At 43.3% G+C, this 12131-nt stretch carries 13 protein-coding genes; 2 read left to right on the plus strand and 11 right to left on the minus strand.

Annotated elements, in window-relative coordinates:
* Positions 1 to 13: 13 nt before the first annotated feature.
* On the plus strand, positions 14 to 1381 hold the full coding sequence (locus BLP33_RS20245) for a carboxypeptidase-like regulatory domain-containing protein (RefSeq protein WP_139160030.1): 1368 nt from the start codon (positions 14 to 16) through the stop codon (positions 1379 to 1381).
* A gap of 70 nt (positions 1382 to 1451) precedes the next feature.
* Here the strand turns inward: BLP33_RS20245 and BLP33_RS20250 are convergent, their stop codons facing one another.
* The 8 genes from BLP33_RS20250 to BLP33_RS20285 form a co-directional block, all read right to left on the minus strand.
* Positions 1452 to 2189, minus strand: a complete 738-nt coding sequence (locus tag BLP33_RS20250; RefSeq protein ID WP_090532853.1) for a DUF4197 domain-containing protein — start codon at positions 2187 to 2189, stop codon at positions 1452 to 1454.
* 34 nt (positions 2190 to 2223) lie between these two features.
* Positions 2224 to 3234, minus strand: a complete 1011-nt coding sequence (locus BLP33_RS20255) for an inorganic phosphate transporter (protein ID WP_090532528.1) — start codon at positions 3232 to 3234, stop codon at positions 2224 to 2226.
* Between the two features lie 21 nt (positions 3235 to 3255).
* Complete coding sequence (locus tag BLP33_RS20260) at positions 3256 to 3906, minus strand: DUF47 domain-containing protein (RefSeq protein ID WP_090532530.1); 651 nt, start codon at positions 3904 to 3906, stop codon at positions 3256 to 3258.
* Positions 3907 to 3954: 48 nt separating this feature from the next.
* Positions 3955 to 5019 carry a sensor histidine kinase gene (locus BLP33_RS20265; RefSeq protein WP_090532532.1) on the minus strand — a complete coding sequence of 355 codons (1065 nt, stop codon included), beginning with the start codon at positions 5017 to 5019 and terminating at the stop codon, positions 3955 to 3957.
* 9 nt (positions 5020 to 5028) lie between these two features.
* Entirely contained in the window at positions 5029 to 5727 is a 699-nt protein-coding gene (locus BLP33_RS20270; RefSeq protein ID WP_090532534.1) for a methyltransferase domain-containing protein, read from the minus strand.
* A 98-nt stretch (positions 5728 to 5825) separates the two neighbouring features.
* Positions 5826 to 6950 carry an NAD(P)/FAD-dependent oxidoreductase gene (locus tag BLP33_RS20275; protein ID WP_090532536.1) on the minus strand — a complete coding sequence of 375 codons (1125 nt, stop codon included), beginning with the start codon at positions 6948 to 6950 and terminating at the stop codon, positions 5826 to 5828.
* 6 nt (positions 6951 to 6956) lie between these two features.
* Positions 6957 to 8066, minus strand: coding sequence for a type III polyketide synthase (locus BLP33_RS20280; RefSeq protein ID WP_090532538.1), 1110 nt, complete (start codon positions 8064 to 8066; stop codon positions 6957 to 6959).
* 18 nt (positions 8067 to 8084) lie between these two features.
* Complete coding sequence (locus tag BLP33_RS20285; protein WP_090532541.1) at positions 8085 to 8612, minus strand: YceI family protein; 528 nt, start codon at positions 8610 to 8612, stop codon at positions 8085 to 8087.
* Between the two features lie 130 nt (positions 8613 to 8742).
* Here BLP33_RS20285 and BLP33_RS20290 point away from each other — a divergent pair, with 130 nt between their 5' ends.
* On the plus strand, positions 8743 to 9627 hold the full coding sequence (locus BLP33_RS20290) for a UbiA family prenyltransferase (RefSeq protein ID WP_090532542.1): 885 nt from the start codon (positions 8743 to 8745) through the stop codon (positions 9625 to 9627).
* Between the two features lie 125 nt (positions 9628 to 9752).
* On the opposite strand, the gene BLP33_RS20295 is transcribed toward BLP33_RS20290, so the two are convergent.
* From BLP33_RS20295 to BLP33_RS20305, 3 genes are read right to left on the minus strand one after another with little or no spacing between them, the layout of a single operon-like run.
* Positions 9753 to 11540: a DUF885 domain-containing protein gene (locus BLP33_RS20295; RefSeq protein WP_090532544.1), complete on the minus strand. Its 1788-nt coding sequence runs from the start codon at positions 11538 to 11540 to the stop codon at positions 9753 to 9755.
* A gap of 45 nt (positions 11541 to 11585) precedes the next feature.
* The gene (locus BLP33_RS20300; RefSeq protein WP_090532546.1) at positions 11586 to 11840 is read right to left on the minus strand and encodes a Txe/YoeB family addiction module toxin; all 255 of its coding nucleotides are present in this window, start codon (positions 11838 to 11840) and stop codon (positions 11586 to 11588) included.
* Complete coding sequence (locus BLP33_RS20305) at positions 11837 to 12091, minus strand: type II toxin-antitoxin system Phd/YefM family antitoxin (protein ID WP_090532548.1); 255 nt, start codon at positions 12089 to 12091, stop codon at positions 11837 to 11839. The genes BLP33_RS20300 and BLP33_RS20305 overlap by 4 nt, the downstream gene beginning before the upstream one ends.
* Positions 12092 to 12131: the final 40 nt, after the last annotated feature.

Genomic DNA, 12131 nt, shown 5'->3' on the forward strand with positions numbered 1-12131 from the left:
AAAGGCAAATATATTGCAAATACAGAAGTATCTCAACGGAGAGCTTGACGCCCGTGCTATGCATAAACTGGAGATGGAGGCACTAAACGACCCTTTTTTGATGGATGCATTGGAAGGATATGAAAACATGGGGACAAGTCAACAATTAAACCTTGCTGACCTTAGCTCAAGACTGCGGCAGCGTACCGGAGAAAATAAAGGCCGTGTAATGCCGTGGACCGTTTGGCCCATAGCGGCTTCGGTTTTAATAGCATTAAGTTTGGGAGGCCTTTATCTTAACAGATCTCCTAAAGCTGAACTGCAAAGTAATAACATTGCAGGAAATAAAAATTCCATTCCGCCCATGGCAGCTGCCGCCGATACCGTAAAGACCGGCGATACAGTTAAAAAAGCGAGTGCCAATACGCCCATACAGGCCCCATCAGTTGCAGTAAATAAAAAATCAAGACGGGCAAAGCAATCGGCTAATGCGCTTTATCAGCAGGAAATCTCCGCTGGCGACAATAAAACAGCTTCGAATGATGTTCCGCCTCCTGTGGGCAGCAATCCTTTAGCAGAACCGGCAACTCCGCCCGCTGCTGCTAAAGATAAAGTTGTTTTGAAAGAAGGAGGCAATTTAAGTGAGCGGATAGTAGCAGGATACACAGCTCCAATTGCAAAAAAAGATACAGTAAGCCAGGATGTGATAGCATTAAGAGCGAATACTACTGTAGCTAAATCAAAAGCCCCGCTGCAATTTAAATTACCCGGAAAGGTTGACGGCGTTACATCTTCGCCAGCAACTATTTTTGGCAGCAATAAAGCGGCGGCACAATCATTATACATTGCCGGTACTATTATTTCGAGAGATGACGGTTCGCCTTTAATTGGTGCGGCTATCAGGATCAAAGGCACCAACCGGAGCACGGTAACTGACGTTAACGGAAAATTCGCACTTAGTTCGCCGGGAGATAAGGCGACGCTTGATGTGGTTTATATTGGTTATGAGCCGAGGCAGGTTAACGCCACACGCGGCGATAGCATTAAAGTAGCGCTTAAGCCCGATTCCAGGGCCCTTAGCGAGGTGGTTGTAACTAAAAAAGACGATGACAACGGTGAGGTAAGTGTCACCGCGGCACATCCGCAACTGGGCTGGGGCAGCCTGAAAAAATATTTACAAACTAATGCCGTACTGCCTGATGGTACTGCCGGCACCGTGACCGTAACATTTACGATATTCCCGAGCGGCATCACAGATGAGTTTAGCATTAAAAAAAGCCTGAGTGAAGCGGCCGATCAAAAGGCCATCGAGCTTATAAAGAATGGCCCCTCATGGGTTGGCAGTACTAACAACAAACCCGAAGTTGTTACTGTAAAGGTTAAATTCCAAAAGCAAAAATAATATGCCCAATAAAAAAGCTGCGTTGAATAACATCGACGCAGCCCATTTTGTATCTCTTTCTTTTATCTATTTATTGTCCTGCAGTTTTTTTCCTATCAGCAAAAGCGAATACTTTTTGCAATAAAGGCGTTGTACGAGCCCCAAGATTTTGACGAATATTAAGCTCTTCTTTGGCTATCTCCACAAATAAGCCATCGATAGCCTTTTGGGTCACATAATCGCTGATATCAGGATTAAGCTTTGATACAAACGGAACCTTATTGTAGGCCTGGGCGGCATCAGTATAGTATTTGGTAGCATTCACTTTATTTAAGCTTCCCTGGATAACGGGTTTGAATTGCAGGCTTAGCTTCGCGGTAGTGGTACGTTTAAAATATTGTGTTGCCGCATCCTGGCTGCCCAATAAAATATTGGTAACATCCTGCAGGGTCATTTGTTTAATAGCATCAACAAAAATAGGTTTTGCCTGTTTTGCGGCGTCTTCGGCTGCGCGGTTAAGCGAAAGGATCACATTATCACAAAGGCTGTTCAGGCCAAGCCCGCGTAAGGTTCTCTCAGCTTTTTGCGCTTCGGGCGGAAAAAGGATCTTGATAGCGGCATTGCCAAAAAATCCGTTAACTGCCGATAGTTGATCCGAGCTTTTACCTGTGCCTATTTCAAGGGCCTGTTTTAAACCGTTGCCTATTTCAAGCGACGTTGGTGTTCCCTGGTTTTGAATAGTGGCATTAGCTACCTGGTTTAGCGTATCACAGCTGGTAAATGTAATTAAAGCTATTAAGACGGGGATAATGAGTAGTCTTGTTTTCATAGTAGTAAAACTAACAAAATTACTACCGGTTTGTTTAGGCAAAGAAATGTAATAATGCAAATACACCGGCGGCAATCAGTGCCGAAATAGGTATGGTAATGATCCAGGCCCAAACCAGGTTAATGGTTACGCCCCAGCGCACGGCCGATACTCGTTTAGTTAAACCCACACCTATAATTGAGCCGGTGATAGTATGTGTTGTTGAAACCGGGATCCCAAAACGCTCGGTAATAAACAGGGTGATAGCACCAGCAGTTTCGGCACTTACACCTTCAAGCGGGGTAACCTTGGTTATTTTTGAGCCCATGGTTTTAACGATCTTCCAACCACCCGACATGGTGCCTGCAGCAATAGCTGAGTAACAAGCTAAAGGGATCCACTCCGGCATTACTGAGCCTGGCTTTATCACTTTTGAAGCAATAAGGCTTACGTACAGGATCCCCATAACTTTTTGTGCATCGTTACCACCGTGAGCAAAACTCAGAGCTGCCGACGATACTAACTGCATGCGTTTAAACCAGCGCTCGGCAGTGGCAGGCCTTGCAGCTTTGCACAGGTGTAATATTAAAATGGTTACCACATAAGCTATAATTAAACCAATAAACGGGGCAAGTACGATATAGGCAACGATTTTAAGCACATATTGCATTTCAACAGCATGCAGGGCGTTGGCACCCATATAAAGCGCGTTAGTCATACCGGCACCGGCAAAGCCCCCAATAAGGGTGTGCGACGAGCTTGAAGGGATTCCGAACCACCATGTAAACAAGTTCCAGGTGATGGCGGCTACCAAACCGGCCAGGATCACATGCAGGGTAACATAGTGCTCCAATACAATTTTAGATACGGTATTAGCAACCTTATGATCTTTTATAAAAAAGTAAGCTGCAAAGTTGAATACCGCGGCCATTAACACTGCCTGAAACGGTGTTAATACTTTGGTAGATACAATGGTAGCTATAGAGTTTGCGGCATCATGGAAGCCATTGGTGTAATCAAACAACAGGGCGAGTACAACAATAACTACAAGTAGGGAAGTAACCATTTAGCTGGGGATAAGATTTACTTAAGCGTTTTTAACTAAGATTGACTCCATAACATTAGCTGCGTCTTCGCACATATCGGTAGCGGTTTCAAGAGCGGCTAATATTTCTTTGTATTTGATAAGGCGGATAGCATCTTTTTCATACAGGAACAAGTCGGCTACAGCGCGGTCAAAAACATAATCAGCCTGGTTTTCAACGCTGTTTATCCTGATGCATGAATCGGCTATATTACGTACATTCCTAAGGTCTTTCAGTTCTTTTACAGCTTTTTCCAAATCAACACTGGCCTGCAGTATCAGGTCAGATAGCTTACGGATATGCTCATTCAAATCATCTATCCTGTACAGGCTCATGCGGTTTGCCGCGCCCTGTATATAGTCGGCCACATCATCAATAGCTGTTGCAAGGGCGTGGATATCTTCACGATCAAAAGGCGTAATGAAGTTTTTGCCAAGCTCCAGGTAAATCTGGTGGGTGTATTCGTCGCCTTTGTTTTCAAGCTTGTCAATCTGTTTATATAGATCCTCACGGGTTGCAGGGTTGTTTGAGTTAACTGCTTCAACCAGTATGGTAGCCATGGCTACAACATTGGCCGCGGCTTGTTCAAACAGCGGGAAGAATATTTTTTTATCCTTGGGTACAAAATACTGGAATATACTGTTTAGCGACATAGTGATTTGAAATTGGTGTAAAGGTACAGTTAGTATGTTAAATTATTGTTAACTTTTTAACACAGGTAAATTCGGGAAAGGAATGGTTTGCTTAGCCCTTGCCAAGGTAAAACCAAACGTTGAACCAAGCCCTTCTGTACTGCGCACATTGATAGTTTGCTGGTGGGCTTCAATGATATGCTTTACAATAGCAAGCCCCAGCCCGGAGCCTCCAATTTGCCTTGAACGGCTGCTGTCTGTACGGAAAAAACGCTCAAACAGTCTTGGCAAAAACTTTTCTTCAATACCAATGCCGTCATCGGTAACTTCAACCAAAACCTGGTCGTGCAGTACAAAAAGGCTTACCGAAGTGCTGCCTTCTTCTTTACCGTACTTAAACGAATTATCTATCAGGTTCACGAGCACCTGTCTTATTTTTTCCCTGTCGGCATTCACCACAATAGGCTCATCATACTTTTGCTTAAATATAAGTTTGATGTGGTACTGCTTGCCTTTAATCTCCAATGATTCAAAAACCTCTTTGATCAGGTCGTTGATCTTGAATTTAGTGTAATTGATAGGCATCTCACCCGATTCGAGTTTGGAGATTTCATCAAGGTCTTTAATCAGATAACTTAGGCGGTCTACATTTTTCGAGGCCTTCTCCAAAAATTGTCGGGCCATTTCCCTGTCTTCCAGATCATCGTCCTGCAGGGCTTCTATGTAACCCTGGATAGCAAAAAGCGGGGTTTTAAACTCGTGTGAAATATTGGACAGAAAATCCCGGCGGAACTTTTCCTGCTTACGCAATTCGTCTATCTCGGTCTTTTTCTGTTTGGCCCATTCCTTTACCTCCTGTTCTACATCGGCAATGGGGTTGGCGCTTACGTGTTCGCCAAGGGCGTCCCTAAGATCGCGGCCTAATTTCAGGTTATGGATCAGTTTATAAATTAACTTGATACGGGAGTAAATATATTTTTCGATAAGGTAGTAGAAAACGAAGTAACTTACACCAAGGGCCACCGAAAAAGTAACCATTACATCGTACCATTTATGCTGAAAATAAAAGTTAACTGCCGAGAGCGTAATTGCCACGCCAAGCGAGGTTGTTAAAACCAGTACACGCAAATTCATAGCGTAAAGCTACGATTTATAGATGATTAACTCCCATCTGAAAGGCCAGCGCCATGTTAATTTAAAGTTATCAATTTGTGCTTTTTTTAATAATGCCAACAATTCGTGCCTTTTAAAACCACGCTTAACCGAAAGGGGGCCATCATTTTGTGCCATGGCATTACTGGTAAAAACACGGGTTATTAACACTATGGCATGGTATAAAAGCCAGTGCCGGTGCAGGTCGGTAATGATAATTCCTTTTTGTGCCGAGGCTTGCATGTTTTTGATGAGCTTAATCCAGCGCTCATCATCAAAATGGTGCGTGAACAGGCTGCAAATGATCACATCAGCCGGTTTAATGAGATATGCTTCGTCAATAACATCGGCTTGGATAAAATTAATATTGCTATAATCCTTCGCCTGTTTTCGGGCATAATTAACAGCAGCCCGTGCTGCGTCAACGCCGTTTAAGTTAAGATCGATTTGTTTGCTTTCGGCCCATTTAGCAATAGCTATCAGGGTGTCCCCTCCGCCACAGCCCCAATCACTAACAGAATAGCCCGTACTTACAGATAATTTATTCAATAAGTTGATAATGTTTTTATGGCCGCCAAATAACGCGTTCATCTTCCCCAGGCCTTCAAGCACCGGAGCTACTTCGGCAGAGGGGAGATTAAAATCGTCCATGATCTCCAGTGTATCTGTACGGTAACTTAAATCAGGCATATATTATAGCATCAAATGTACAAAGCCAAGAGCTGGCAATTAATTATTAAAACCAATTATCAACTTTGGGTTAAATTTCTATAATATATACGCTTGAACTATACAAATGGTTGGCCGTGAGTTTTACTTATCAGGTATTGTGCAACAGAAGGCAGGTGATTGAGCGTATTTAAAGTAAAGGCTGTCATATTATCGTTACCAAACAAACGCTGTAACTGCCTGCCAACCCAAAGCCTTTGCGCAAACTGTTTGTTCCAGCTTTGGGTATAATCCTGCTCAAGGTTAGCGCGCTTTTCAGCATTAAAGCTACCCGGCTTATAGTGTGTAATAATTTTTTCGGAAAGGATTTTAGCCGAATGAATGGCCATAGTCATGCCGTTGCCACAAAGTGGGGCTATCATCCCGGCGGTGTCTCCGCTCATCAGGATGTGGTTATCAACAGGCGCCTTCCTCTCAAATGAGATCTCATTGATCACTTCAGGCTTATCCAGTAAAAATTTAGCGTTACGAAAGATCTCATCCAGGTAAGGGTTTTTGCGGATCACGTTCTCTTCCAGAGCCTGTAAAGTACCATACTTTCGGAGCTCATCGCGGTGGGCCATATAGCACATGCAATACCTGTCGCCATCTGTTTTGCTTACCCCACAATAGCCGTCTTTATAATTATTAAGCTGGATGAGGTCCTGTGGGAAATCCATCTGCAAATGGAATTTTACGGCCAGGTATGGGCTGCGTTTATAAAAGAACGGTCGTTTAAGTTTTTGATCGAGGTTGGATCGTTTACCAAACGAGCCGATAGCCAACGGGGCTGTTAATGTTTCGCCGGGAGTTACCACTTCAAATTTTTCGCCAGCAAAACGAATATCCTCCACCCGTGTGCCTGTTAAAATATCAACTCCTTCGGCGAGGGCTTTTTGGTACAGAAAATTATCGAAAGTAAACCTGCTTAAACCAAAACCGCCCAGGTCAAGCTTTTGCGAAAGTTTGGTACCAGATGCTGCTGTTACCTCCAGCCTGTTGATCCGGGCAACGTTTAGTTCATCAAGGTCGATGCCCAACGAAGACAAAAAAGGGATCACCTCGTTCGAGATATATTCACCACAAACGCGGTGCATGGGGTAAGTCTTTTTTTCAATAACTGTAACCTTCAGACCGGCACCGTTCAACAATATGGCGTTAAACAACCCGGCCAGGCCCCCGCCAATTACAATTACATCGCTCATGATGGCTTAATGCATTTCAAGTATCATCCCTTCAACGGTTAACCCCGGACCGAAGGCAAAACTCAGGATCTTTTGATCGACCAGGTTACCTGCCTTCAGCATTTTATCCAGTACAAACAAAATTGTGGCCGACGACATATTACCGTACTCCTGCAAAACCTGGTAAGCAAAGGCGTTGCTTTCTTCAGGTAATTCCAGGGCGTCTTCCACTGCTTCTAAAATGGTGCGCCCGCCGGGGTGAACAGCATAAGCAGTAATATCATCCATCTTAGTTTTGGCCTTTTGCAAAAAGCGCTGGGTAAGTGATTTGATATGTTTCTTAATTTGCTTGGATACCTTGGAGGTGAGTTTCATTTCAAAACCTGTGTTGCCCACATACCAACCCATCTCATTACGTGCTTCAGTAACAAATTCTGAATAGAAGTTTTTGAGTAAAAAGTAATTGCCGCTGCCTAAACGATTGGCCGTATTTTCGACCAAAACGGCAGCAGCCCCATCTGAAAATAGCGAATTAGCAACCCAGTTATCCAGCGTATTCACTTTTTGAAAATGAAGCGTACAAAGCTCTACACTAACAACAAGCACTTTGGCACCGGCATCGGCGCGGCAGATATAGTCGGCTACTTTGAGCCCGTTTATGGCACCGTAGCAGCCCATAAAGTTGATGCAGGTACGTTCGGTATCGCAGTTTAGCTGCAGCCGGTCCACAAGTTCGATATCAATCCCAGGTGCGTGCATACCCGTACAGCTAATGGTTACCAGGTGTGTAATGCTGCCGGTAATGTCATCTCCAAATTTTTGAAGACAGCTTTTTGCGGCATTTACAGCTATGGCGATAGCTTCCTTTTCGTAAAGCTTTAACCTTTTCTGTGTGTCAGGGAATGGTTCGAGCCCTGCCGACTGTTCAAAAAAGGTGAAATCTGCCGCATCCCGATAGCCAAAATCAGGAATTACCGAATAGCGGTAATCAATTCCGGAATGGTCATAAATCCCCTTTAATCTTGCTGCATTGGTTGCATCCAGCCCAAAGGCGTTAGCCATGAAATGGTAAATATCCTGCTGGGCAATCCGATTGGCGGGATTTGCTATCCCGATAGCACTAATGCAACTCTCCATTAAAAATGATTAAGCGTTTTATTTGCTGATCTCCGCCTCAACCGAAACATTGGCCTCATTTGAAAGGATCAGGTTTTTGCCGCCTATGCCAAAATCTGTCCTCAAAATCATAAAGTTTCCTTTCAGTTGTGCTGTATTACCTGATTCCGTATACGTAAAAGGTACTTCAATCAACTTTGTTTTATCTCTTATAGTTACGTTAAAATTACCGGTATAGTTGCTCCCGCTTTTACGTTTAAAGGAAACTGACTTTAGCGTGATCTTTGGATATTTAATTACGTCAAAATAATCTTCGCTTTTAAGATGCCTATCGCGGCTTTCGTTATCGGTATTAACAGTGCTGGATAACACTGACGCTTCAATAGAGCTGCCCTCCAGGTCATTAGGCTTAAACTTAATATCGGCCTGCAAACCGCCGAAGGTACCCCCAACATTAAAACCAAGGTTTTTAATCTTAAAGCTGATATCTGATTTAGATACCGTTTGCGCGAAGCCCGCTGTCGTCGCGAAAATTAAAAGTACAACTATATAAATTTTCTTATTCATGTTACATTAACGCTGTTTCAAACATAATAATTTATACTGAAGGAATTTTGTACTTAAGGTTGTATGTTTATAACCATAATCAGGCAACCTGATGTTGCCTCCGGCAGTAATTATAATGTAAAAACACGCCATGAAGTTTAAACAATTTATCCCTACCCGGTCGGCATTTGCGCATTTAAGGTTTGTGTTTTCTGTTTTTTTGCTGCCGGTGTACCTGTTTGCCTTTAGCCAGGCCGATGTGGTGAAAGCTTCAACAGCCGTACTTGTATTTTTTATATGGCATTTCCTTGCTTTCCCGGCCAGCAATGGCTATAACAGTTATTTTGATAAGGATGAAGATAGCATTGCCCTGTTAGCCAAACCGCCCGAAGTGGATCTCAGCCTGTATTATTTTTCCATTCTGCTGGAGGTTATTGCGTTTTTGCTTGGCTTTATCATTAGCTGGGAGTTTGCCTTTGCGGTGCTCATTTATGGCATTATGTCAAAATTATACAGCCATCCTGCTACCCGGTTAAAAAAATATCCGATTATCAGTTTTTTAACGGTGTTTATTTTCCAGGGATGTTTTATTTATTACACCACCTATACCGCTTTGACCGGTACGAGCCTGTTTGGTCATTGGGATTTAGGCCTGATTATTCCGGGGGCTATCAGCTCCTGCCTCATTGGGGCATCATACCCCTTAACCCAGGTTTATCAGCATGAAGAAGACAGCAGGCGGGGCGATAAAACGCTTAGTATCGTTTTAGGCTACAAAGGCTCCTTTATTTTTTCGGGCGTATTGTTTGCCGCGGGGATAGCCCTTTCTTACTGGTATTGGCACCTGGCTGGGATGATGCTTAACTTTTATTTCTTTATAGTATGCGCCGCGCCAATATTTTTCTTTTTTAATTATTGGTTTTATAAAGTAGGGCGATCGACAGCCAACGCTAATTTTAAAAACGCCATGCGTATGAATTTCATCAGCTCGGGTTGTATGCTGGTTTATTTCGGAGTGCTGGCGGTGTTTAGTTGAAATAACCTTAATTTATAAAAAACGTCATTGCGAGGCACGAAGCAATCGCGAACTGTACAGAGTGGCTCTGCCTATCGGGGGTTGCTTCGTTCCTCGCAATGACGCGCTTAAATTATTATTCTCCCTTACTTCTTCGCAGCCCAGGCATCCATTTTAGCCTCAAAAACCGCCATTGGCATGGCGCCATCTTTTAACACCTGGTCATGAAATTCGGCGATATTAAATTTACTGCCTAACTGTTTTTCATATTTGGTGCGTAGCTCACGGATTTTCAACGCGCCTATTTTATAGCTCAAGGCCTGACCCGGGATGGCCATATAACGCTCAATCTCTGCGGTTGCACCCTGCTCGCTGATGGCTTCATTATCCATCATATATTTAATAGCCTGCTCGCGGGTCATGCCTTTGGTGTGGATAGCCACATCGACAACCAAACGGATAGCCCGGTGAATCTCATCGCCTAACGCGCCCATATACTGGTACGGATCGGTGTATAAGCCAAGCTCTTTACCTAATGATTCGCAATACAGCGCCCAGCCTTCTACATAGGCTGTTTCCCCGCCATCAAAGCGACGGAATTTTGGCAATGAAGCGTTTTCCTGGGTTAACGAAATCTGATAATGGTGACCAGGAATTGCTTCATGCAAAAACAACGATTCCATGCCCGATGTGGTGTTAAACTTAGTGGCATCTAATATCGGCACGTAAAAAATACCGGGACGGGTACCATCTGCCGAACCCTGGTTATATTCGGCACTGGCCGATGCCGCGCGGAAGGCTTCGGTTTGCCTGATCTCGAAAGGGGTTTTAGGCACATGGTTAAACATTTTTTTCAGGTTTGGCTCCATGCGTTTGTGAATGTTTTCAAAAGCATCAAGTACATCCTTCGGGGTTTTGTAAGGAGTAAACTTAGGGTCGGTTTTCATGTATTCAAAAAACGCCTTCAAATCGCCCTTAAAGCCAACACTGGTTTTGATGCTATCCATTAAGCCACGGATCCGGGCAACTTCTTTCAAACCCAATTGGTAAATTTCTTCCGGAGTTTTATCGGTAGTAGTTTGTTGTTTAACTAAATAGGTGTATTTAGCAGTACCATCCGGCAGGGATGAAAAACCCGAGGTTGCACGTGCGTGGGGCAGGTATTGATTTTTCAGGTAATCGGCCAGTTTTTGGTAGGTTGGGTTAACTATGGTAGTTATCGCTTTTTTATAAGCCTCCGTCAGCTGTTTTTTATCAGCGTCCGAAAAATCCTTCGGCATATTCTTAACAGGTCCGTAGAACAGGCTTTTTTCTACATCTTTTGATACCAGGTCTTGCATTTCGGGAATCATTTTAACAACTAACGATTTTGGCAGTACTACGCCTGTTTTGATGCCTTTGTTAAAATTGGAGATGGCGGTATCCGCCCAGATCTGGAAAGCAGATAAACGTTTCAGCCAGTCGTTATAATCAACAACCGTTTTAAAGGGCTGCGCGCCAGAGCCCGAGCCCAGCTGCCCCATGGTAATTGGCAGGGCATAAAACTGGTTAAAAGGCATGTACTCAAAATGATACTTGAAATTATCAAGGGCCAGTTGCACCTCGTAGGTAAATATATCGTATGATAGCCTATCGTCTTCGTTCAGTTCTGCGCGGTCAAAGTTTTTCACTTTCGACAAGTAAACCGAGTTATAATCATGCGCCTTTTTCAAAAACTCAGCAGAGCCATCGTTAGGTAGCAAGTCATTATAGCGCCTGTCGCCAATGTAGGTTGCATTAAGCGGGTAAAGTTTTAAGCCGTCCTGAAAATAATCTTCAAAAACTTTGGCGAGATCCTTATTGGCTGGAATGCCGCTGGCGGTGTCTGTTGATTTAGGTTGATTACAGGCTGCAAACGAACCTGCTATGAATAGCATGAGTAGTATTTTTTTCATGAGGGTGTTGTTTAAACGATAAAGCTACGGAAAGGGAAAATATAATCAATAATGATATCTGCATTGCAGAATAAATATCGCGTCTGCTTCTACTCTGTAAATTAGCCTGTGTTCGAGATTTATCCGGCGCGACCACCAGCCAGCTAAATTATGTTTTAAAGGTTCGGGCTTTCCACTTCCTTCATATGGAGTTCGTTCTATTTCTTTGATAAGAGAGTTGATCTTCTTTAAAATAGATTTATCTGTCGTTTGCCAATAAAGGTAATCTTCCCATGCAGGGTTTTGGAAAATTATCTTCACTCTTCAAGTAGCTTTCTTTCCTTGCCTAAACCTTTTTCATATTCCTGGATACCATGAAGTAATCTTTCTGCATTTTTAGGGCTTTTTAAAAGATAGAAAGTTTCCTCCATGCTTTCGTAATCAGCTTTCGATATCACAACAATATCTTCGGCATTGGCACTTGTCACTACCAAAGGCTTATGATCATTCCGCACCTTATCTAAAAAAGATTTTAGTTGCTGCCTGAAGGCAGTGTAAGTTGTGATCTCCATTCAAATTAGTTTTTATAAAGGTATAAAACCAAAACAACAT

Source organism: Mucilaginibacter sp. NFR10 (genome assembly GCF_900100445.1).
Classification (GTDB): domain Bacteria; phylum Bacteroidota; class Bacteroidia; order Sphingobacteriales; family Sphingobacteriaceae; genus Mucilaginibacter; species Mucilaginibacter rubeus.

Coding starts and splice junctions, on each gene's coding strand:
- BLP33_RS20250 (WP_090532853.1), bottom strand. CDS start 2,189: ATGAAAACAAGACTACTCATTATCCCCGTCTTAATAGCTTTAATTACA.
- BLP33_RS20255 (WP_090532528.1), bottom strand. CDS start 3,234: ATGGTTACTTCCCTACTTGTAGTTATTGTTGTACTCGCCCTGTTGTTT.
- BLP33_RS20260 (WP_090532530.1), bottom strand. CDS start 3,906: ATGTCGCTAAACAGTATATTCCAGTATTTTGTACCCAAGGATAAAAAA.
- BLP33_RS20265 (WP_090532532.1), bottom strand. CDS start 5,019: ATGAATTTGCGTGTACTGGTTTTAACAACCTCGCTTGGCGTGGCAATT.
- BLP33_RS20270 (WP_090532534.1), bottom strand. CDS start 5,727: ATGCCTGATTTAAGTTACCGTACAGATACACTGGAGATCATGGACGAT.
- BLP33_RS20275 (WP_090532536.1), bottom strand. CDS start 6,950: ATGAGCGATGTAATTGTAATTGGCGGGGGCCTGGCCGGGTTGTTTAAC.
- BLP33_RS20280 (WP_090532538.1), bottom strand. CDS start 8,066: ATGGAGAGTTGCATTAGTGCTATCGGGATAGCAAATCCCGCCAATCGG.
- BLP33_RS20285 (WP_090532541.1), bottom strand. CDS start 8,612: ATGAATAAGAAAATTTATATAGTTGTACTTTTAATTTTCGCGACGACA.
- BLP33_RS20290 (WP_090532542.1), top strand. CDS start 8,743: ATGAAGTTTAAACAATTTATCCCTACCCGGTCGGCATTTGCGCATTTA.
- BLP33_RS20295 (WP_090532544.1), bottom strand. CDS start 11,540: ATGAAAAAAATACTACTCATGCTATTCATAGCAGGTTCGTTTGCAGCC.
- BLP33_RS20305 (WP_090532548.1), bottom strand. CDS start 12,091: ATGGAGATCACAACTTACACTGCCTTCAGGCAGCAACTAAAATCTTTT.